At 38.4% G+C, this 20,382-nt stretch carries 23 protein-coding genes and 1 pseudogene; 11 read left to right on the forward strand and 13 right to left on the reverse strand.

The features are described from left to right. Positions 1 to 2,248: methyl-accepting chemotaxis protein (locus tag AC6QZF_RS06860; protein ID WP_499799140.1), on the forward strand; the 2,248-nt coding region annotated here is incomplete at its 5' end. 239 nt (positions 2,249 to 2,487) lie between these two features. Here AC6QZF_RS06860 and cydB read toward each other — a convergent pair. From cydB to AC6QZF_RS06910, 10 genes and pseudogenes are all read right to left on the reverse strand, one after another. Next, positions 2,488 to 3,513, reverse strand: a complete 1,026-nt coding sequence (gene cydB, locus AC6QZF_RS06865; RefSeq protein ID WP_499799141.1) for a cytochrome d ubiquinol oxidase subunit II — start codon at positions 3,511 to 3,513, stop codon at positions 2,488 to 2,490. Positions 3,514 to 3,524: 11 nt separating this feature from the next. Beyond that, positions 3,525 to 4,892, reverse strand: coding sequence for a cytochrome ubiquinol oxidase subunit I (locus AC6QZF_RS06870; RefSeq protein WP_499799142.1), 1,368 nt, complete (start codon positions 4,890 to 4,892; stop codon positions 3,525 to 3,527). Between the two features lie 242 nt (positions 4,893 to 5,134). After that, a complete protein-coding gene (gene secG / locus AC6QZF_RS06875; protein ID WP_499799143.1) occupies positions 5,135 to 5,470 on the reverse strand; it encodes a preprotein translocase subunit SecG in 336 nt (111 codons plus the stop codon). A gap of 69 nt (positions 5,471 to 5,539) precedes the next feature. Next, positions 5,540 to 5,935: a flagellar biosynthetic protein FliO gene (gene fliO / locus AC6QZF_RS06880; RefSeq protein ID WP_499799144.1), complete on the reverse strand. Its 396-nt coding sequence runs from the start codon at positions 5,933 to 5,935 to the stop codon at positions 5,540 to 5,542. Positions 5,936 to 5,967: 32 nt separating this feature from the next. Next, positions 5,968 to 6,228 (reverse strand): annotated as a pseudogene (fliN, locus tag AC6QZF_RS06885) (flagellar motor switch protein FliN); the annotation flags it as partial. 164 nt (positions 6,229 to 6,392) lie between these two features. Continuing rightward, a complete protein-coding gene (fliM, locus tag AC6QZF_RS06890) occupies positions 6,393 to 7,424 on the reverse strand; it encodes a flagellar motor switch protein FliM (RefSeq protein WP_499799145.1) in 1,032 nt (343 codons plus the stop codon). A gap of 3 nt (positions 7,425 to 7,427) precedes the next feature. Next, a complete protein-coding gene (locus tag AC6QZF_RS06895; RefSeq protein WP_499799146.1) occupies positions 7,428 to 8,054 on the reverse strand; it encodes a flagellar basal body-associated FliL family protein in 627 nt (208 codons plus the stop codon). Between the two features lie 442 nt (positions 8,055 to 8,496). After that, positions 8,497 to 8,766: a 30S ribosomal protein S18 gene (rpsR, locus tag AC6QZF_RS06900; RefSeq protein ID WP_499799147.1), complete on the reverse strand. Its 270-nt coding sequence runs from the start codon at positions 8,764 to 8,766 to the stop codon at positions 8,497 to 8,499. 4 nt (positions 8,767 to 8,770) lie between these two features. Continuing rightward, positions 8,771 to 9,004: a 50S ribosomal protein L31 gene (gene rpmE, locus AC6QZF_RS06905; RefSeq protein WP_491814775.1), complete on the reverse strand. Its 234-nt coding sequence runs from the start codon at positions 9,002 to 9,004 to the stop codon at positions 8,771 to 8,773. 18 nt (positions 9,005 to 9,022) lie between these two features. Beyond that, positions 9,023 to 9,196, reverse strand: coding sequence for a hypothetical protein (locus tag AC6QZF_RS06910; protein WP_491814776.1), 174 nt, complete (start codon positions 9,194 to 9,196; stop codon positions 9,023 to 9,025). 176 nt (positions 9,197 to 9,372) lie between these two features. Between AC6QZF_RS06910 and AC6QZF_RS06915 the strand changes: the two genes are divergently transcribed. The 10 genes from AC6QZF_RS06915 (at position 9,373) to AC6QZF_RS06960 (ending at position 19,314) form a co-directional block, all read left to right on the forward strand. Continuing rightward, positions 9,373 to 10,899, forward strand: a complete 1,527-nt coding sequence (locus AC6QZF_RS06915) for an amidohydrolase (RefSeq protein ID WP_499799148.1) — start codon at positions 9,373 to 9,375, stop codon at positions 10,897 to 10,899. Positions 10,900 to 11,081: 182 nt separating this feature from the next. Next, positions 11,082 to 13,331 (forward strand): UvrD-helicase domain-containing protein, encoded by a 2,250-nt coding sequence (locus AC6QZF_RS06920; protein ID WP_499799149.1) that lies wholly within the window; start codon positions 11,082 to 11,084, stop codon positions 13,329 to 13,331. Further along, positions 13,328 to 14,476 (forward strand): putative lipid II flippase FtsW, encoded by a 1,149-nt coding sequence (ftsW, locus tag AC6QZF_RS06925; RefSeq protein WP_499799150.1) that lies wholly within the window; start codon positions 13,328 to 13,330, stop codon positions 14,474 to 14,476. Before AC6QZF_RS06920 ends, ftsW begins: the two co-directional genes overlap by 4 nt. Then, entirely contained in the window at positions 14,469 to 14,732 is a 264-nt protein-coding gene (locus tag AC6QZF_RS06930; protein ID WP_499799151.1) for a hypothetical protein, read from the forward strand. Before ftsW ends, AC6QZF_RS06930 begins: the two co-directional genes overlap by 8 nt. Before the next feature lie 2 nt (positions 14,733 to 14,734). Then, a complete protein-coding gene (bshC, locus tag AC6QZF_RS06935; RefSeq protein WP_499799152.1) occupies positions 14,735 to 16,360 on the forward strand; it encodes a bacillithiol biosynthesis cysteine-adding enzyme BshC in 1,626 nt (541 codons plus the stop codon). 15 nt (positions 16,361 to 16,375) lie between these two features. Beyond that, positions 16,376 to 17,011, forward strand: a complete 636-nt coding sequence (locus AC6QZF_RS06940; RefSeq protein ID WP_499799153.1) for a dTDP-4-dehydrorhamnose 3,5-epimerase family protein — start codon at positions 16,376 to 16,378, stop codon at positions 17,009 to 17,011. Between the two features lies 1 nt (position 17,012). Next, positions 17,013 to 17,894, forward strand: coding sequence for a glucose-1-phosphate thymidylyltransferase RfbA (gene rfbA, locus AC6QZF_RS06945; protein WP_499799154.1), 882 nt, complete (start codon positions 17,013 to 17,015; stop codon positions 17,892 to 17,894). A gap of 53 nt (positions 17,895 to 17,947) precedes the next feature. Then, entirely contained in the window at positions 17,948 to 18,376 is a 429-nt protein-coding gene (gene fliW / locus AC6QZF_RS06950; protein ID WP_499799155.1) for a flagellar assembly protein FliW, read from the forward strand. A gap of 4 nt (positions 18,377 to 18,380) precedes the next feature. Continuing rightward, entirely contained in the window at positions 18,381 to 18,674 is a 294-nt protein-coding gene (gene csrA / locus AC6QZF_RS06955) for a carbon storage regulator CsrA (RefSeq protein ID WP_499799156.1), read from the forward strand. Positions 18,675 to 18,678: 4 nt separating this feature from the next. Beyond that, positions 18,679 to 19,314, forward strand: a complete 636-nt coding sequence (locus AC6QZF_RS06960; RefSeq protein ID WP_499799157.1) for a response regulator — start codon at positions 18,679 to 18,681, stop codon at positions 19,312 to 19,314. A 1-nt stretch (position 19,315) separates the two neighbouring features. Here AC6QZF_RS06960 and AC6QZF_RS06965 read toward each other — a convergent pair whose 3' ends face one another. The 3 genes from AC6QZF_RS06965 to AC6QZF_RS06975 are packed head-to-tail and all read right to left on the reverse strand — an operon-like array spanning position 19,316 to position 20,366. Continuing rightward, complete coding sequence (locus AC6QZF_RS06965) at positions 19,316 to 19,573, reverse strand: hypothetical protein (RefSeq protein ID WP_499799158.1); 258 nt, start codon at positions 19,571 to 19,573, stop codon at positions 19,316 to 19,318. 12 nt (positions 19,574 to 19,585) lie between these two features. After that, positions 19,586 to 19,933, reverse strand: a complete 348-nt coding sequence (locus tag AC6QZF_RS06970) for a hypothetical protein (protein WP_499799159.1) — start codon at positions 19,931 to 19,933, stop codon at positions 19,586 to 19,588. Continuing rightward, positions 19,920 to 20,366 carry a flagellar protein FlaG gene (locus tag AC6QZF_RS06975; protein WP_499799160.1) on the reverse strand — a complete coding sequence of 149 codons (447 nt, stop codon included), beginning with the start codon at positions 20,364 to 20,366 and terminating at the stop codon, positions 19,920 to 19,922. Before AC6QZF_RS06975 ends, AC6QZF_RS06970 begins: the two co-directional genes overlap by 14 nt. Between the last annotated feature and the right edge of the window lie 16 nt (positions 20,367 to 20,382).

The raw sequence follows: 20,382 nt of genomic DNA on the forward strand, positions 1-20,382 counted from the left end.
AGGCAAACTTGATGTAAGAGCAGACGCATCAAAATTCCAGGGCGAATATAAGCAATTAGTTCAAGGATTAAATAGCATATTCGATGCTATTATTGGACCACTAAACGTCGCAGCAGAATATATCGACCGTATTTCCAAAGGCGACGTTCCACCAAGAATCGTTGATGACTACAAAGGCGATTTCAACGAAATTAAGAATAATTTGAATCTTTTAATAGACAGCACTCAAAAAATAGCAGACGATATTTTATCGCTCTCCAAAGGTGATTTAAATGTATCTCTTGCGGTTCGTTCTGAAAACGATGTATTAATAAAATCAATGAAAGTTATTGTAGAGAGTCTCAAAGCCTTAGCAAATGATTCAATAATGTTAGCAAAAGCTGCAAAAGAAGGCAAAATTACTCAAAGAGCCGACGCATCAAAACATCAAGGTGAATTTAAAGCAATTGTTCAAGGAGTCAATGACACATTAGATTCATTAGTTGGCATACTGGATAAATTGCCTATACCATTGATGGGTATTGATAAAGAGTTTAATATCCTATACATAAATAATGCAGGCGCTTCGCTCGACAACAAAACCGGGAAAGACTTCATTGGTAGCAAGTGTTACAATCATTTAAAAACTTCTCACTGCCAAACCAACGATTGTGCTTGCCATCTTTCGATGCAAAAGAAAATACAAGTTGAACAAGAAACAGATGCACATCCTGGCAATTTAGATTTAGAAATCAAATACATTGGTTTCCCAATTCTAAATGAAAAGGGCGAAGCCATTGGTTCGTATGAAGCAGTGATAGATGAAACAAACATTAAAAAATTCCTCAATACAGCAAAGAAAAAAGCTGACTATATGAATGAACAAACTAAAAAAATGATAGTAGCATTAGAAGAATTAGCAGCTGGCAATTTCAATGCAAAAGCTGATTTCGACGAACCAGACGAAGATACTAAGGATAACTTTGAATTATTAGCTCAAATAAGAAGTGCAATTAGAGACTTTACACATACTGTTTTTGCAATAAAAGATGATGTAATCAGACTTGCAAAAGAAGCTGCCGATGGTAATTTAAATGAAAGAGCTGACGAGACTCATTACAAAGGTGAATTTAAAAATATTGTTGAGAACCTCAATCTACTCTTACAAACAATTGTTGAACCGATTACAAAAGAAATAGAGATAATGCAAAAGTTAGCAAATGGCGACTTAACTGAAAGAATGACTGGTGAATATAAAGGTGAATTTAAAAAACTTCAAGAAGCAACAAACCACTCAATTGAAGCCTTAAACGAACTTCTCACCCAGGTTGCTGTAACTGTCGATGAAGTAACTCGCGGCGCTATGCAGGTGTCCGATGCAAGCACTGCACTATCGCAAGGCGCAACCGAACAAGCAGCCTCGCTCGAAGAAATTACAAGCTCTATGTCTCAAATCGGTTCACAAACAAAAACAAATGCCGAAAACGCCAACCAGGCAAATCTACTCACTTTCGAAGCCAAAGAAGCAGCCGAAAAAGGTAACCGCGAAATGCTCCAACTCAATAGCGCAATGGAAGAAATCACCGAATCAAGCCGCAATATCTCGAAAATCATCAAAGTTATCGATGAAATTGCCTTCCAGACCAACTTGCTTGCGCTGAACGCAGCAGTCGAAGCAGCTCGCGCAGGTCGCCACGGCAAAGGCTTCGCAGTTGTTGCCGAAGAAGTTCGCAACCTTGCCGCTCGCTCGGCAACCGCTGCCAAGGAAACCTCCGAACTAATCGAAAACAGTATCAAAGCAGTTGAAAATGGCTCTATGATTGCTGTCCGCACGGGCGAATCTTTGGAAGAAATCAAAAACAGTTCCGTTAAAGTTGCTGATATTGTTGGTGAAATTGCAACTTCCTCTAACGAACAAGCCCTTGCTATTTCGCAAATCAACGAAGGGCTCTCGCAAATCGACAAAGTTACTCAAACCAACACGGCAAGCGCCGAAGAAAGTGCTTCCGCCGCCGAAGAACTTTCCGGTCAAGCTGCTCAATTGAAATCTATGATTGCAAGATTCAAATTGAGCAATGAAAATGTTCAATTCAGTAATTTCGAAAGTTCACATTATGTTTCTGGACGCCGCAGCCGTTCACTTCCTCACCACCAGAGCGAACAACCCAGTCATAGTGAAGTCGATCTCGGCAGCGATATGGATTACACAAGCGACATTAATCCATCGGATATAATTAAACTCGACGAAAATGATTTTGGCCGGTATTAATACATTTAAAAATAATTCTCAAGGCTGTCTCGATAGACAGCCTTTTTTGTATAAAGTAATGCTTGTAATAATCAAATATCTATTATGGTAATTTGGGATAATCTAAGAAATCAAGAAATATTCAAAAATTCTGTCAATAAAAAGACCAAAAGGCTGCCCAATCTTTGAGCAGCCTTTTCTCAATAATCAAAAACAGTTTATTTCCAAAGTTCTTTAGATAACTCTAAATAGCAAAATTACTAATAGCTCATTTTGTTTAATTTTACTTTGCCTCGGAAAATCCAGTATATTGTAAATGTATAAGCCACTACAAATGGCATACCAATTAATGCGATAAGAAGCATAATACCAAGCGTTTTTTGCGAGGACGCAGCATTGTAAATTGTGAGAGAATTTGCTGGATCTGCCGCAGGAACAATGTTTGGGAAAATACCTATCGCAAACAAAGTAAGCAATGCCAAAATCGAAGCACAAGACGACATAAATGCCCGAAATTCTCGTCCGTGATGAATTTCACGTGGAATATTAGCAATAGCAAGCATATTCAACAACGGAACAACAAACAAAAATGGATATTCCTTGATGTTCTCTATCATTTGCGGGAAAAATGTTAATGTTACCATAGTAGTTGAAACATAACAAATCACAAAGAAAATAATTGTATTATTTACCCAGCCACGTACTTTAGCTTGAAGTTCACCTTCGGTTTTCATAACAAGATATATTGCCCCGTGCATCATAAACAATGCAACTGTCGTTATCCCAACAAGGATTGGATAAGGCGTTAGCAAACTGAACAAAGTTGTTCGCAATTCAAAATCTGATTGCACCGGCAATCCAACAATAACATTGCCCATAGCAACGCCCATTAGCAACGCTATCAAAATACTCGAAACCGAAAAAGCAATATCCCAATTACGGCGCCAGGTTTTTGATTCGTGCTTACTTCGGAATTCAATAGCAACTGCACGGAAAATTAGCACAAATAGAAGTATCATAAAAGCCACGTAAAACCCAGAAAAAACTGTTGCATAAGCGTGTGGAAAAGCTGCAAACAAAGCGCCACCACCTGTTACTAACCATACTTCGTTGCCGTCCCAGATAGGCCCGATAGAATTAAGAAGTATTCGCCTATCAGTATCATCTTTCACAAGCAAATACAATGAACCAACCCCAAGGTCGAACCCATCTAATATAGCGTAGCCGGTAAATAATATTGCAATCAGAACAAACCAGACAAAATTTAAATCTAAGAACTCAAACATATATTTTCCTCCTAATTTTTGTCAAAGATATATTTTTGTTGGGAATATACATCATCGGTATCTTCGTAAACATCTGGACCATGCTTGATTTTTCTATCAAGTAAGAACAAAAATAGCAAAAACAAAAGCAAATAAATAGCAGTAAATAAAATTAAGGAGAATAATACTTCGCTTGAGTTAACTGTTTTCGAAAGAGCATCTTTTGTACGCATAATTCCATAAACAATCCATGGTTGGCGACCAACCTCTGCTGCAATCCAACCTATTTGATTAGCCAGATGTGGCAAAAGCACGCTCCAAACTAAAATGTGATGATACCACCGAACATTTTCTAACTTGCCACGCCACCAGAAAAATATTCCAAGATATGCGATCAGTATCAATAGCATTCCAATTGTAATCATAATATGATATGCTTGAAAAACAATCTGAACGGGCGGCCTATCCTCTTTTGCAAATTCATTTAGTCCGGTAACAGGTGCTTTGCTATCTCCATAAATAAGCCATGAAAGCATACCGGGAACTTTCAATCCATACACTTTATTATTTTGTTCATCGACCCAACCGAAAAGATACAGGTCAGCTGGACCAGTTTCATAATGCCCTTCGAATGCAGCCATTTTAGCAGGTTGTGTTTTTGCAACTTGCACACCGCTCGCGTGACCGGTAAATAACTGCAACAAAGTAGCAAAAGCAGCTACAAGTAAGGCAATTTTAATAGATTGTTTTGCAAAAAAATGATGGCGATTTTTAATCAAGTAATATGCACTAACGCTCATTACAAGGAATGCACCAGTAATCCACGCTGCAGAAATAGTATGAGACAGTCTTTCAAGAGTTGATGGATTGAACACAACTTCCCAGAAATTTGTAACTTCGGCTCTTGCCATAGCACCTTCGCCAACAATGTGGAAGCCGGCGGGTGTTTGCATCCAGGAATTTGCTACCAATATCCACACAGCGCTAAGATGTGCCCCAAATGCAACCATAATAGTAGAAATAAAATGGGTTCTTGGTTTGACCTTATCCCATCCAAACACCAGAACAGCAAGGAAGCCCGACTCAAGGAAAAATGCGAATATTCCTTCTGCCGCCAACGCACTGCCGAACACATCCCCAACGAAACGCGAATATGCCGCCCAGTTCGTTCCGAACTGAAACTCCATCACAATGCCAGAAGCCACTCCCAAAGCAAAAATCAATGCAAACACTTTGACCCAGAACTTTGTCATGTTGTGGTAGCGAATATCTTTTGTTTTCATATACATCCCCTCCATTATCACAAGTAACAAGCCAAGCCCAATGCTCATAGGAGGGTAGATATAATGAAAACCAACCGTTAAAGCAAATTGAATGCGAGAAAGTAGTTCTACATCCATTAATTGACCTCCAGAATATTCAAAAATTAATGAAGACAAATTTTTGACGAAATATTCATTAAATTGTTTTGAAAATCGACGAAATTTTAACGAAATTGATAAGAATACTTCCCAAAATATAATTTCCAAAAACCTCGTTGCGTAGAGATGTAATGTATTTTGTACCTATCAAACAAAAAAGGCTGCCTCTATTTTTTCGAGACAGCCATTTTTAAATTAATATTTATTAATCTAAATTTACTTTAATTATTCGGTGCAGGAGTATTGGGAATTTGATTTGGAACTGGTGCTTGTTGCATCGGAACTTCTGTCCCCTCAATTACTGGTTTTTCGATAGTTTCTTTCGGACCGACAAGAAACATATTGATAACAATTACTATTATAGCAATTGCAGCTGCTAAACCTATTGTAATTTTTTGCAATAAATCCATTGCTCGACGACTGCCAAACATCGACGAAAAAGTACCGCTTAATCCTCCTAAACCCGCAATCATATCACCTTTCCCAGGTTGGATAAGCACCACAGCAATAAGCAAAATTGAAATTAAAAGCAATAGTATTGTCAAAAAAGTGTACATTTTTATACCCTTAATTATATTAATCTTATTAAGATAACAAATATAGCAAAAAATAATGAAACAGAAAAATCAATTTTCTCGTGCGCGCAATCCAATAGAATCTTTGAGGAAGTTCATAAATGATAATTCTTTGCTTTTGCTCTCTGTTTCCGGACTTTTCGATTTTTTTACTTTGCTTGCTATTTGTTTTAAATCAATGTTGGTATAATCGAACTCATCTCTTAATTCTGAAATAAGGTTGATACTTTTATCGGTAACTCCAACAAGCAAAGTTTTGCCATCAGCTTCTATCACACACAAAAAACTTTTCTGCCCAAGAGGGAGTTTAGCCACTATTTTTAGTGGGAATTTATTAGGCTGATTTATAAATTTATTCGAATATTTTTTTATAAGTGTAAGCACTAAAAAAACAATCGCCACACTTGCAAGCAAAATAGCAAATGATTTAAGAATAGCGCCATCCATAGCAATCTCCTTCCCTGATTCAAAAAATTAAATTACTTACGCAAGCCGCGTAGTCTATCGGTTGGATCAACCAAAGTTGTAATACGAATACCGAAGTGCTTATCGATAACGACAACTTCACCTTCGGCAACTTTCTTTCCGTTAATCAGAACATCAACTGGTTCGCTGACAAGTTTGTCGAACTCGATAACAGAACCACGCCCTAATCGCAGGATATCGCGAATTAGCATATTTGTCCGCCCCAACTCAATCGAAACTGGCAGTTGCAAATCATACAACAGTTCAAGTTTCGGGTCGAGCGGTGAATATATAGTATCGGCAGAGCCGAGTTTCAGTTCACCAAATTCGGCACTCTCGGCTTCCACTGCCTCTTGCTCTACTTCCGGGGTTTCCTCCGCTTCGATGGCTCCACCGGCAATGAGAGCATCGATTTCTTCCTGGGTCATTGTCATATATTCTATTCCTCAGGTTTATATGAAATATCTTCTTCAACAAGGTCCTCCTCAGTCAATGGACGAGTAACTCTGACAGCGCGTTTGCCATCGACCGAACCCGGACGCCCTGCGAGTTTGCGTTTCCCGCCTACGATAATCTCCATTTCTTCATTAATTCGCTTTTTTAATTTTATTACATCGCCCACCTTCAATTCCATCAAATCACCAACAGTAATGGACGTTTTACCTAATTCAGCAACAATTGGTAAATATGTTGTAGAAATTTGCTGATTAAGAATTTGCATATTTTCTCTCATACGCTTTGGTGACTGCCGCCCAACTGTCGTTGTTACCTGCTGTCGATTGAGCTTTGCAAGCACCTCCTCAAGTGCGAAAGTCGGGAAACACAGGTTCATCAAAAATGTATGCACCCCAACATTCACATCGAACGAAACAACGATTACAATTTCTGATGCAGGTGCAACCTGAACAAAGTCCGCTTCCATCTCTAATCTCTGGAAACGAAAATCTATCTCCGCAATCGAACGCCAAGCATTTCTCAAGTCGTATAAAGCATGCTCAATAATACCGCGAACAACCGCCTGTTCAATTGGTGTGATTGTGCGAGTTTTTGGCAATTGCTCTGCAGAACCACCAAGCAGACGCTCGACTATCGTCAGCGCAAGCTGCGGGCTTACTTCCAAAATACCACTTCCGTCTGTTCCGACTATATCAAACACGTAAAGACAACTTGGGTTCGACACCGACAGAATATATTCGCTATAGAAAAGCTGGTCGACTGATGTAACTGAAATCGAAACAACAGTTTGCAGTTTGGAAACAAGATAATACCCGAACACTTCTGCAAAGCTTTCGTGAACAGAACTTAAAGTACGCACTTGATTTTTTGAAATTCGGTTCGGGCGGCGGAAGTCGTAATTGGTAACATCACCCTTAGTGAATTTTCCACTAAGTACATCATCAACTGCAACTCGTCCACTCGACATTTCGCTGAGCAGACTGTCTATCTCGTGTTGTGATAATACATCCGACATAGTTTATTCTTGTATAATAAATTCTTGTATTGTTACATTTACTAATAGCAATTCATAATCACGAAAAATTGGACGAAGCTCTTTTTTTACCAGTTCAGTAATCTCAGGTCGTTTATTCAACAATTCTTCTTTTGTATATGACGCAATCATATTATTAATCGTACTACGTATTCTTGCCATCATTTTTCTAATAACAGGATGCTCCATATTTACAGCACCTTCATTAACCAGAGTTTTTAATTCTTTGTTCTCTTTATCCATTTTTTTGAACTCAAAGCCGAAATTCACTACTACAAAAACTGATGCTGCCCCTTTTGGATTTGTGGTTATTCGCCCGGTTTCCATTATTGCAATATCTTCCAGTTTAGACAAGTATTCTTCTCCCTCCTCTTCAGCAGTATCAGATTTAGCCACTTTCTCTGTTTTTCCTTTTTCAGGGGCGCCACCCGGATGCTGCACTCCCATAAATTTCGAAGCAAAGAACACACCTAATATAACACCCAGTATAATAATAACCAATATACCCACACCGGCACCAATCATCAAAGGTAGAGAAACGCCCAGTGACTTTTTCTCCTTTTTTAATGGCTCGTGAACAACCTCTTCGCCTCGTGGTTTTTCGTCTGTCATTTTATACCTCCAATTACATTTATCGTCAAATAGTTAAAAATCTTTATTTAGCAATTTTTGTAAGAAAATATAATGCCAAAAATTATTTCAAATTCTGCACTGCTACTAATTCTTTTTGCTTTCTTGCATTTACAACCATCAGCATTATATTTCAACAGTTATTCAATCAATCCAACTGTTTACTATTAGCATTCAAGTCGAAATATATACTTAATTATTTAGACGAAGGACTTTCTATTTTATTCATTTATTGTCGAAGTTAATCAAAGGTAAATGAAATTGCAAAATTATTCATATAATTAGATATGCAACGCTTTGCATCCCTTTTACTTTAAGCTTCGTGGCTATGCTGGTGAGTAAAATTGGTGAAATGTGTTGCAAAAAACAAAAGTGGCTGCTCTCTCGGAACAGCCACTTTCTCCTTAAAATATATAGCAAAATTTTATGCAATATCTTGAGCGACAAATGGCATCAATGCCAAATGGCGAGCGTGTTTAATCGCATTAGCAATTTGACGTTGCTGATATGCAGTAACTCCAGTGATACGGCGGGGAAGAATTTTTCCTTGGTCGTTTGTAAATTTTTGCAAAAGTTTCACATCAAGATAATCTACAACTTTTGCATCTTTCAATGGATTTTGCTTTTTGCGAACTGTACGTTGCTTGTTATTTTTAAAATTGCTGTTTGTTTGCATTGGATAGATTGCGTTCATTTTATTATTTCCTCCTTGCTTCCATCATTGATTTTGATTTTTCGAAACGCTTGTTGAAGCGGTCAACACGTCCTGCAGTATCTACAAGCACTTGCTTGCCGGTATAGAATGGATGCGATTTAGAGTCTATATCCAACACCAAGCGATCTTTATTAATGCAGGAACGAGTTTTAAAAGTTGTTCCATCTGTCATCACAACTTCAACAGTATGATAATATGGATGAATTCCTTTTTTCATTTTCTCGACCTATTTATTTTATTTACTAATATCAATATTATTAATCTGGTCTAACGTATCAACCTTTACGAATTTTTCAAGGAAACGTGTTGTTCCTGCTTCGCTGCGATAACCTTTGATAATTTTCACGCTTATCTTTTCGTCTACTTTCTTTTTCTTAAGTTTATCGCCAAATGTTTGCTGTTTAGCCATTTTTCGTTCTCAATTTTATTATTTACATAATTTTAAGACTACAAATATAAGTTTTTCATTTTATTTTACAAAAGAAAATTTTGTAGGTGTTAATTTTAATTATTATAATTTCTAATAAATTTTCATTATATTTTCATTATTTAAGTTTTAAGTTCAATAAAGTTTCATAATTATGTATGCTTGCTTTAAGCAGAAAAATTATTATCGAACGTGGGATTATTACTGAAATATCTCACTCTGACAATCTGGAAATTACAATTGATGGTCGCACCTTGAAATTCCCGCCAGAGGCTACGGCAGTTGCGGGGTTCGTTGATTGCCACGGTCATATCGCGGGATACGGGATGAGACTATCCGAAGTATCTCTCAAAGACTGCCAAAACATTCAAGACTGCATTGCAAAATTACGAAATACCCAATTATTTCGCGGGGAATGGATTACCGCATTCGGCTGGAACCACGAGAGCTGGACAGATAATTCGCTCCCTACAAAAGAACCGCTCGACGAAGCCTTCCCTGATACTCCTGTTTATCTAACTCGGCAGGATGGTCATTCTGCACTTGTGAATTCAGCCGCTCTCAAAATCGCTCATATCAACGAACTCACCCAAAACCCACAAGGCGGCGAAATTGTTCGCACCTACGATGGCAAGCCAACCGGAATGCTTATCGATAATGCTATGGCTCTTGTCGAAAAACATATCCCAGATTATTCTATCGAACAATACACCGAATTTATCAAAATTGCTCTGGCTGAACTTACTAAATTTGGCATCACCCAAGCTCACGATATGGATACTGAAACTCGCTTCGTACCAATTTTCAACGAACTGGAACTTGCCGGCAAAATGTCAATTCGTGTAAAATCTTTTGTTCGCGCTCAAAATAATGAATGGTTACGCGATTGTGTCCTCCCATACAAAGGTGATTTTTTCAAAGTGCAAGGACTTAAATACTTCCTTGACGGCGCATTGGGTTCTTACGGCGCTGCTCTTACTCGTGGTTACGACGATAACGAAAGGAAAAGCGGTTTTCTCCTGCTTGACGAAAATACACTTTTTAACTACGCCAAACGTGGAATTTTAAGTAATTTCGATGTTGCAATGCATGCAATAGGCGATGCAGCAGTAAATTTAGCTCTAAACGTTGCTGAAAAGCTCCGCACTGATAGTTTGGTCGGTGGTCGTGGAACAATTCGTATCGAACACGCTCAAATGGTCTTGCCAAATGATTTGCCTCGATTTGCCAAATTGAACGTAGTTGCTTCTGTCCAACCTTATCATTACACATCGGACACCAATGGAATGGCTCAGCGAAGAATTGGCTCACGTATGAGATTTTCTTATCTTTGGGAATCCTTCATACAAAATGGAGCAACAATCATCGCTGGTAGCGACTTCCCGATAGAACAACCTTCTGTTATCGACGGTGTTCGCTCGTTTATCACAAGAAAATCATCCCTCGATGGTGTGGTTTACTCTCCGAACGAAAGATTATCCATTTTCGAAGCACTTGACGCATATTGCGTCGCCCCTCACAGAATTCACAATGATATTTCTCTATTCGGTAGTTTAGAAATAGGTAAAATAGCAGATCTAACTATTCTTTCTGCCAACCCACTCCTGTTGCAAAATGATCCCGATATACAGATTGACGTTCTCGCTACTATTGTCGGCGGGAAAGTTGTTTTCTTAAACTCTTAATATTATTTTATATTATTTATAGAATATTTCCATATGTTAATACATTTTGATGTAACAAAATGTAATTCATTTGAATAGTTTTTCAATTCAAATAGTTATGGTTAAGAAATTAATTTAATCCCAACTCCTTTGGTTAGTTAGATAAATATGATTAATTTTGAAATTTATTTTGGCAGATTATTATGACTGATAGATTAGTTACAAATCTCGAACCTGAGCAAATCTTACGAGGGCTGAATGAGCAGCAAGCTGCCGCAGTAAAAGCAAAAAACGGTCCAGTGCTTATTGTTGCAGGTGCTGGCAGTGGCAAAACCAAAGTGCTCACCCACCGGATAGCTTACTTGGTTGCGGACGGTGTTTCGCCAAGAAACATACTTGCTCTTACATTTACAAACAAAGCCGCCAACGAAATGAAGCAACGTATCGCATCACTTGTGGGCGAACGTAATGCTGGATTAATTCGAGCAGGCACCTTCCACTCGATTTTCGCCCGACTTCTTCGTCAAAGTGCAGATTTCACAAATTATACATCTGATTTTACTATCTACGATTCGGAAGATTCTCTAAGCGTAATCAAAAAAATTTTCAAGGAAAAATCCTTGCCAGAAAAACCGCTTAGTCCGCAACAAGTTGCTTCGATTATTTCTAAAGCAAAAAATAGACTACAAACTTGGCAATCGATTTACGATAACGCTCGAAACCCACAAGAAAAGATTTTCGCTGAAATATATAAGCTTTACGAAGAACGCCTTCATGATAGTAATGCAATGGACTTCGACGACCTACTTTGGAACTTCATCCGTCTACTCGAAGAGCATTCTGACGTGCTTGAATTCTATCAGGACACTTTCCGCTACATAATGGTAGATGAATATCAAGACACAAATCACGCTCAATATGTTGCTATTCGCCTTCTTTCAAAAAAATATCAGAACATTTGTGTTGTCGGCGACGACGCTCAAAGTATCTACGGTTGGCGTGGCGCAGACATTCAAAATATTCTTGAATTCAAACGCGACTACCCGCACGCTAAAATTTTCAAACTTGAACAAAATTATCGTTCTACAAAAACTATTTTGGAAGCAGCTCATTCGGTTATTCAGAACAACACTTATCAAATTAAGAAAAAACTTTTCACAGACAATGAAACAGGTGATTTAATTGAACTTGTTGAATGTAGCTCGGACCGTGAAGAAGCCGAATTTGTAGTTTCAAGAATCAGCAAACTTTCCGAAAGCGGCCTCCCGCTTAATGATATCTGCATCTTATACAGAACGAACGCTCAATCGCTCGAATTTGAAAAATCTTGCAGAAAGTATAATATTCCTTATATAGTCGTTGGCGGCATGTCCTTCTATAAAAGGAAAGAAGTTAAAGATGTGCTCGCTTATTTGCGAACGCTTGTCAATCCACGCGATCGCGAGGCAATCCTTCGCATCATCAATGAACCTGCACGAGGTATTGGCGAAACTTCTTTAAAGCATATTAATTCTTATGCAATAGAAAATGGCCTTTCGTTCTACGATGCCTTGAAAAATGCAGCAAATATCGATGACCTTGTCCCAAAATCAAAAAGTGCAATCAAGCAATTCGTTGAGTTTATTGACAGTTACCGACAAAAACTCAACAGCGAAAACTACGCAAGTGTTGTAACTGAATTTATCAAAAAAACCGGGCTCATTGAATTTTATCAAGAAATTGGGACAGAAGAGGCTTACGACCGCATTGAAAATATTGAACAGGTCGTTAGCGACATCACTTATTTCGCCGAGGAAAATCCCGACAGCACTCTCAACGACTACATCCAACAAATGTCTCTGGTTGCCGATATCGACACAAGCGATTTAAACAAAGAACGCCTTCCGATTATGACGCTACATTCTGCAAAAGGACTCGAATTTAAGCATGTTTTCATCGCTGGAATCGAGGACGGAACGTTCCCAATTTCGCGTGCAACTTTCAACAAAGACGAAGAAGAGGAAGAACGCCGTCTTTTCTATGTAGGAATCACACGCGCTAAGGAAAAATTAACGCTTACATATGCACGTAGCAGAATGAAATTTGGCGATATTATTATGCAAAAACCCTCATATTTCCTTAAAGAAATAGACCCAAACTTAATTCGACAATTGGACGCTTCGGGAGCACCAATTAATTCAACAAAGTCAAACTACAGTGCTCAATCCTACAAATCCAATCACTACGAACAGCAAATTGACAACGATTATTCATATTCACAGATAGAAAAAACTGTTTATGACTTTCGCATAGGCGATTTAGTACGACACAACCAGTTCGGAGTTGGGAAAATTACTGGATTAAGCGGCGAGGGTTCAATGCGAAAAGCAACCGTCAATTTTGCGAATATCGGGAAAAAGCTTTTGCTGCTTCAATATGCAAAACTTGAAGTAATCAAACAGGCAGAGCAATGAAGAAAAATGTCGGATACGTGGATTGGCTTATACTAATTCCCGTCGTTGGGCTTATGTTGTTCAGTTTGGCGTTTGTTTATTCGGCAAGTGCAACCATAGCTGAGATGAAGTTTGGGATGCCGGAGAAATTGGTTCTCAATCACAGCATAAGAGTATTCACTGGAATAATCATAATGCTAATCATATCAAGAGTAGATTATCACTTTTGGCAAAAATTCAGTAAGCCACTGCTCATTGCAAGCGTTTTCCTGCTTGTGGTCGTGCTTTTCGCAGGGGAAGCAGCAAAAGGAGCATCGCGCTGGTTGCGACTCGGATTTTTTAGCTTCCAACCATCAGAACTTGCAAAATTTGCGATGGTACTGCATTTTGCTACGCTTCTTACGCGAAAACAAGATGTGATAAAGGATTTCAAGCAGGGATTTTTGCCGTTTATTGTCTGGACGCTTATTATTTGCGGACTTATCGCTTTGCAACCCAATTTTTCTACTATGATTGTAATTTTCTTTATCTCTATTGCGTTGATGTTCATAGGAAATGTAAATCTAATTCATTTATTTGCAATGGGCTTAATAGGCATTGCATCAGCTGGCGTTTATGCCATAAGTGCAACATACAGAATGAACAGAATTAAAGCATTTTTTGGCTTGGGCGGGGACACAAATCCGCTAGAAACAGTAAATTATCAGTTAAATCAAGCGCTTATCGCTATTGGGAATGGTGGGCTATTCGGTGTTGGTCCAGGCCAAAACCGCCAGAGCCATTTATTCCTTCCCGAGTCTTACGGGGATTTTATCTTCTCGATAATCGGCGAAGAATACGGGTTTTTCGGTTTGCTTGTTATTATTCTTGCTTTTGCAATTATTTTTTGGCGTGGAATGATTATCGCAAAAAAAGCACCCGACAATTTCGGTTACTTTCTTGCAGTTGGAATTATTACAACATTTGCCATCTATGTGTTTGTCAATGCAGGAGTTAATACAGGACTTCTTCCGACAACCGGTGTGCCGATGCCATTTATTAGCTATGGCGGAACGGCTGTAATTTTTTATTCGATTGCAATTGGTGTGCTGCTCAATATTTCAGCCCAGGCAGGCGTTTTCCCTAAAACAATAAAAAATAAACCAAAGGAGACCGAGGTTGAATAAATTTTCCGTACTGATTTTTCTTTTCTTTGCAGTTGTTACCTTTCTGCTGCATAGGTTCGAGCTTGCTGCGGCGAACTTTATAGCTTTCATCGGATTTGCAATGTTCGAATACAGGTTCAATTTAGTTGTGCGTTTCCGGCTACAACACATCTGGGAATATCGCTTCCGTCGCATTGGTTTAACTATCGGATATCTTGCCACAACTGCAATATTTGTGATGATTGCTCTTCGTTTTCTAAAAATTTACAACTTTTGATTATGCTTTTCCTTGATTTTTCTGAAATTCCGCAAAATGGTGATTTCTTTCGCAAGTTCATCAAAGGCGACAAATTTGCAAAATCGCGTTTTGCCTCAATTTCGAAAATCGAAGACATATCATACCTTCGCCGAAAAGCTCAAAATTTCGACAATCGGCAAATCACTCGGCGAATTATTTCAGACACAATGCAATCGCTCGATTTGTCCGAAATGCAAAAAAACAACATTTCTCTGGTAATTAATCCGAACACTTTGTTTGTTTCTACAGGTCAGCAGGTCGGATTTTTGGGCGGTGCTCTCTATACTTGCCTGAAAATAACAACCGTGATAAATATCGCAAAGAAACTTCAACAGCGACACACCAAACTTCACGTAATCCCAATTTTCTGGCTGGAAGACAATGACCACGACGCAAAAGAAGCAGCCGAAGTTTATGTTTTCGATGCTAATCACGTGCCGCGATTATTCCACCCTGATTATTCTGCTTACGAAAATACACCTGTTTCCGAACTCATTTTCGACGAAAAAATCGATAAAACTATAGATGAAGTAATCAACACTCTCCCCTTTTCGCAAAATAAGCAGCAACTTGCTGACGCTTTACACTCGATTTACTATAAGGGCAAGCGTTGGACTGATGCGATGCTCGAATTTTATCAAATGCTATTCAAAAGCGAAGGGTTGCTTTTTGCATCGGCAACGGCTGCCCGCAAAAGCGGTGCTATTGCCCGACTTGCAGAAGCAAATTTCACCACACAAAAAAATTTCGAGCAGTTGTTCCGTGTTTTTTCGCAGAACAAGGATTTGCTCAACTGTTACGGACACACGGTAAATATAGCTTTCGACTATTTCAATTATTGCAAGCATACTGGTAACAAAAGACATTCCGTTCGCACGGTTTCACTCGAAAATTCGCTTTATTCGATAAATCACACGCTACACACCTACGAAGAAATCGTTTCAGATATATTCCAAAACCCCACCTTTTACTCGCCGAAGGCAATTCTGCGACCTGTTTTTCAGGAAGTATGTTTTCCTTCGGCTGTCTGTGTGCTTGGCCCCGGCGAAATCTCATATTTTGCAATGCTCAAAGAATCTTATGAATTTTTTGGAGTAGATTTCCCGCCGGTAACAAATAGAGCAATGGCTTGCTTCATTCCTGAACGGCACATTCATTTCATTGAGCAAAACGGCTTCAGTTTAGCACATTTTTTCGAGTCCGCAAACAAATTCGAAAGTTTTTTAAGTAATTTAATATTAAATGATACATCGGACGAAATTTTTGAACAGGTGAAAAACGAAATTCAACAAAGTTTTTCGCATCTGACTTCTATTCTAAGCGAAACCGACATTTCTCTCATTAGAACTTTGGAGAGCTACTCCCACAAATCATCTGAGTTCGTTGACAACTTACATAAGAAGTATATTTCCGCTCTCAAAAAGAAAAATTCCGATTACATAGGAAAGTTTAGAAAAATTCGAAGTATTATTCTGCCAAACGAACGTTTGCAAGAAAGGCAAATTTCACCAATAAATTTCATAAATATTTATGGATTTGAAAATTTTTCTAAAATTTTAAATGAAATAGCCGATAATTACGTTAAAGGATTTATAATTTATTCATAATTCATGGATGAACTCATGCAAATTCTTAGCGTACAATCGCTTGAAATAGACGAGATACAAATTATTCGTTTCGAAAAGTTTATCGACGAACGAGGCTATTTTACAGAAACCTACCGCGAAGACGATTTCTACGGAATTGACGAGCTTGCATTTATCAGGCGGTATGATTTTTTGCAGTTCAACGAATCATTTTCATATAAAAATACATTTCGTGGCTTTCACTTCCAATGGAATCCTCATATGGGCAAATTAGTACGCTGCATAAGCGGGAATTTGCTTGATATGGCAATAGATATTCGCAAAGATTCAGAAACTTTTGGCAAAATTATTGCGTACGAACTTTCGGGTGCTCCAGATCTTGATTATTCAGAATGGATGTGGATACCGCCCGGATTTGCTCACGGAATGCTACTTACGAAGGATAGCTACGTGCAGTATCTTTGCAGTGGGACTTATAATCCACGTTGCGAAGGAGTTATTTCGCCGTTGGCAGAAGACATTGATTGGTCGTTGTGCGACAAACGAATTGCAAAGAAAATCAAGCAAGCGTTTAACAAAGATGTCTTAGTAAAAGAACGCGATTTGCAAGGTATGACACTTGCTCAGTGGAAGAGCAACAAGGCGTCTGATAAGTTTTTGAATATAGATTAGTATGGACACAAAAGGCATAATTTTAGCAGGAGGCAAAGGAACGCGCCTTTATCCGATGACGTCTGTAATCAGCAAGCAACTACTGCCGATTTACGACAAGCCTATGATTTATTATCCGCTTTCCACTTTGATGCTTGCTGATATTCGTAACATTCTTATTATTTCTACACCGCGAGACCTTCCTTCGTTCCGCACCCTGCTTGGCGATGGTTCGCAATGGGGAATTAATCTGCAATACGCCGAACAACCTCACCCCGGAGGATTGCCCGAAGCATTCATAATTGGTGCTGACTTCATCGGAGATAGCCAGAGCGTTTTGATTTTGGGCGATAATTTGTTCTATGGCGACCTTACATTTTTCCGTAAATCGCTTGAAAAAAACAATGGCGGAACAATTTTCGCTTACAATGTAGAAAAGCCACAAATGTACGGCGTAGTTGAGTTCGACAAAAGTGGTAATGTCCTTTCAATCGAGGAAAAACCGGAGAACCCGAAATCTAACTTTGCAATTCCGGGACTTTATATTTTTGACGAAAATGTTGTCGAAATTGCTCGCTCGCTTTCGCCAAGCAACCGTGGCGAACTTGAAATAGTGGACATACACAAGCACTACTTGCGTCAGAACAGGTTGAAAGTGGCACCCATTGGGCGAGGAGTTGCCTGGCTCGATACGGGCACGCCCGAGAATTTCACCGAAGCATCGCTATTTATTATGTCCATAGAGAAGCGTCAGGGCACAAAAATTGCTTGTTTGGAAGAAATCGCATTAAATCGTAGCTTTATCTCGCTCGAACAGTTTGAAAACACAATGAATGAAATGGCGGATTGCAATTACAAAAAGTATTTGCAAAAAGTATTTGAAATGATAAAATTATCATTGTGAAAATAATTATATTTTATTAATTTGTTAATTATATTGTTATTTATAGAATTGCTATGGCTAAAAAAAGAGTAATAAAGACAAACTACTTCGGCGAGTTGGAAATAGACGAGGAGTATATTTTTAAATTCAAAGATGGAATGCTCGGATTTGAAGATTTGCATGATTATATATTAATCAGCGAGGAATCAACCGCGCCTTTTAAATGGCTAATATCTGTTGACGAGCCAGAAATAGGGTTTCCTCTGCTTAGTCCATGGCATATAGACGTATATTACGATCCCGGGATTAATTATGACCTCGAAAAGCAAGTGCTTTTTGTGGTAATCACTTTGGAGGACGAAAACGGCGAGATGAGCGCTAATATGAAAGCGCCGGTTATATTCAACATCGAGAAGCAAACAGGAGAACAAATTATCTTGCCATCAGACAAATACACAACAAACTGTGTCATTGCAAAAAAGCAAAAAACTATAAAGGAATAGCAAAATGTTAGTTCTATCAAGGAAGATAGGAGAAGTAATCACTATCGGCAATTCAATTCAGATTACTGTTTTGAGTTACGATCGTGGGGTAGTGCGTTTGGGCATAGAAGCGCCCAAATCGGTGCCTGTGCACCGCAAGGAAATATACGAGAAGATAATCCAGATTAATCGTCAGGCAGCAAAAACTCAGCTAATGGCACTAAAAGATGCAATTGCAAATTCCAATATTAAGTTTTCGCACCTAATTGACGAAGATATTAATAGCATAGCCATAAAAAAATTAAATAACAAGGAATAATAACATGGCTGAATATTCTGCATTAATAATTGACGATGACGTTTGGATGCAGAGGATTTTGTCCAAAACATTAGCAAGTTATGGTTTCAAGACCTCATATCTGGCGTCCGATGGATATAATGGCATCGCACTTGCGGTGGAGCATCTGCCAACACTGATTATCATTGATATTCTTATGCCCGAACTGTCCGGACATCAAACACTGAAAATTTTGAAGTACATCAAAACTACTAAGAATATTCCGGTAATAATGGTTTCTGCTCTTTCCGACGTAGAAAATTTAGGTTTAGCGGTCAAAAATGGCATATCCGGGTTTATTTCCAAACCTTTCACCAAAGCAACTGTTTATGATAAACTTGTAGATATTTTTGGCACTGAAAAATTAGAATTGATAATAAAAGGTATCCCGATAGACCCAGAAGAATTGTATGTAAATGAAAAGGTATTAGCACAAAAACAGGAAGAGATGCTCGAAGCGATTTCAGGCACAAAAGAACCACCCCCAGCCGAGCCGACGCCCACTTCGGAAGAAAAACCTACACCCGTTGTCAAATCAGACACTATTTTGAAGCATTATCAAGAAGACGAAAAGAAAAGTATAGAATCTATCAAAAAGCTTCTGCTGAAGAACCGTAAGTAAACTATTCTTGTTTATCCAACTCATTCAAAATACGTTGAGCGGTTTCCCTCAGAACTTCCGGAGAATTATAGTAACCCGAAGAAATACGTGAAAAAATACGAGAGAGCTTTTGAGCTTCACTTGAAATAGATAATGTATCGCCTCCCAATGTAGCGGACGTTTTTCCCGATGAAGTTTTTGATTTGTCCTTCTTATCAGAAACCCGCTCGTTATCTTTAGGTCCCGACACTCCCTGCGGTTTTATTGAACTGATATCCATATCACACCTTGATTATTTTGAATAAATTAATACCGCTTTTTGTTTATTCAGTTGCTTTAATTTTTCTCCTGTATCCTTAGTCTTCTTTCGCAACAATTCTAAATTAACAGAATCCATTTTAACAATCAAATTGATTTTTTCATTCCATTCATCTTGTTGTTTAGCAACAAATTCCTTGCCAATATCTGTTTCGAGCAAAGATTTCAGATAAAGGATGTTTTTCTCTCTTTCTTCGTAAAGATAAGAAATTTTCTCGAGATCTTCGAGTTCGAAATTGCCATTATCCAGTGATTCGAAAATACTTCTAGTATTTTCGAGAACAAGTTCGATGTTTTTCAGTATTTCATTATACTTTTGCATTAGCTATTTGTCCTTCACCTTCGAGATGGCTAACAATTCTTGCAATCTTTAGAGCAATTTCAGACGGTAATTGCTGAATTACTTCTTTTGTTTTGTTATCAATAACACGTAAAATCATTTTGTTTGTATCTTTGTCTATGGAAAATTCGAGAAAAACATCGGATTCTTTAATGATATTCTTGAGTTTTTCCCCCAGTTCTTTTAAATCAGAATTCACTTTATTTTTAAATTCCTTTTCTTTCGTCTTAACTTCTTCGGTCTGGGTTTCCTTATCAAGTTTTGCACCGACAGAAGACCCTTCTTCCTTATCAGAGCTAAATTCTGCCTTAAACTGCTCGGCGAGCAGGGCAAATCGCTCTTTTTTGGTCTCCAGCTGCAAATCTTCGAGAGAGGTCTCTCTTATTGCAGCAGTGGGCTGAATTCCATTTATCATTTTGGACCTCTTTTAA

The organism is Eximiradius sp. (assembly GCA_937127445.1).
GTDB lineage: Bacteria > Bacteroidota > Ignavibacteria > Kapaibacteriales > UBA2268 > JAKIZO01.

What these genes read in the sequence shown, in the direction of transcription:
- secG (WP_499799143.1), bottom strand. Translation starts at nt 5,470, where the DNA reads ATGTACACTTTTTTGACAATACTATTGCTTTTAATTTCAATTTTGCTT.
- AC6QZF_RS06975 (WP_499799160.1), bottom strand. Translation starts at nt 20,366, where the DNA reads ATGATAAATGGAATTCAGCCCACTGCTGCAATAAGAGAGACCTCTCTC.
- AC6QZF_RS06970 (WP_499799159.1), bottom strand. Translation starts at nt 19,933, where the DNA reads ATGCAAAAGTATAATGAAATACTGAAAAACATCGAACTTGTTCTCGAA.
- AC6QZF_RS06920 (WP_499799149.1), top strand. Translation starts at nt 11,082, where the DNA reads ATGACTGATAGATTAGTTACAAATCTCGAACCTGAGCAAATCTTACGA.
- AC6QZF_RS06965 (WP_499799158.1), bottom strand. Translation starts at nt 19,573, where the DNA reads ATGGATATCAGTTCAATAAAACCGCAGGGAGTGTCGGGACCTAAAGAT.
- csrA (WP_499799156.1), top strand. Translation starts at nt 18,381, where the DNA reads ATGTTAGTTCTATCAAGGAAGATAGGAGAAGTAATCACTATCGGCAAT.
- fliO (WP_499799144.1), bottom strand. Translation starts at nt 5,935, where the DNA reads ATGGATGGCGCTATTCTTAAATCATTTGCTATTTTGCTTGCAAGTGTG.
- AC6QZF_RS06910 (WP_491814776.1), bottom strand. Translation starts at nt 9,196, where the DNA reads ATGGCTAAACAGCAAACATTTGGCGATAAACTTAAGAAAAAGAAAGTA.
- AC6QZF_RS06940 (WP_499799153.1), top strand. Translation starts at nt 16,376, where the DNA reads ATGCAAATTCTTAGCGTACAATCGCTTGAAATAGACGAGATACAAATT.
- AC6QZF_RS06915 (WP_499799148.1), top strand. Translation starts at nt 9,373, where the DNA reads ATGCTTGCTTTAAGCAGAAAAATTATTATCGAACGTGGGATTATTACT.
- ftsW (WP_499799150.1), top strand. Translation starts at nt 13,328, where the DNA reads ATGAAGAAAAATGTCGGATACGTGGATTGGCTTATACTAATTCCCGTC.
- fliM (WP_499799145.1), bottom strand. Translation starts at nt 7,424, where the DNA reads ATGTCGGATGTATTATCACAACACGAGATAGACAGTCTGCTCAGCGAA.
- AC6QZF_RS06960 (WP_499799157.1), top strand. Translation starts at nt 18,679, where the DNA reads ATGGCTGAATATTCTGCATTAATAATTGACGATGACGTTTGGATGCAG.
- AC6QZF_RS06870 (WP_499799142.1), bottom strand. Translation starts at nt 4,892, where the DNA reads ATGGATGTAGAACTACTTTCTCGCATTCAATTTGCTTTAACGGTTGGT.
- bshC (WP_499799152.1), top strand. Translation starts at nt 14,735, where the DNA reads ATGCTTTTCCTTGATTTTTCTGAAATTCCGCAAAATGGTGATTTCTTT.
- rpmE (WP_491814775.1), bottom strand. Translation starts at nt 9,004, where the DNA reads ATGAAAAAAGGAATTCATCCATATTATCATACTGTTGAAGTTGTGATG.
- AC6QZF_RS06895 (WP_499799146.1), bottom strand. Translation starts at nt 8,054, where the DNA reads ATGACAGACGAAAAACCACGAGGCGAAGAGGTTGTTCACGAGCCATTA.
- rpsR (WP_499799147.1), bottom strand. Translation starts at nt 8,766, where the DNA reads ATGAACGCAATCTATCCAATGCAAACAAACAGCAATTTTAAAAATAAC.
- rfbA (WP_499799154.1), top strand. Translation starts at nt 17,013, where the DNA reads ATGGACACAAAAGGCATAATTTTAGCAGGAGGCAAAGGAACGCGCCTT.
- cydB (WP_499799141.1), bottom strand. Translation starts at nt 3,513, where the DNA reads ATGTTTGAGTTCTTAGATTTAAATTTTGTCTGGTTTGTTCTGATTGCA.
- fliW (WP_499799155.1), top strand. Translation starts at nt 17,948, where the DNA reads ATGGCTAAAAAAAGAGTAATAAAGACAAACTACTTCGGCGAGTTGGAA.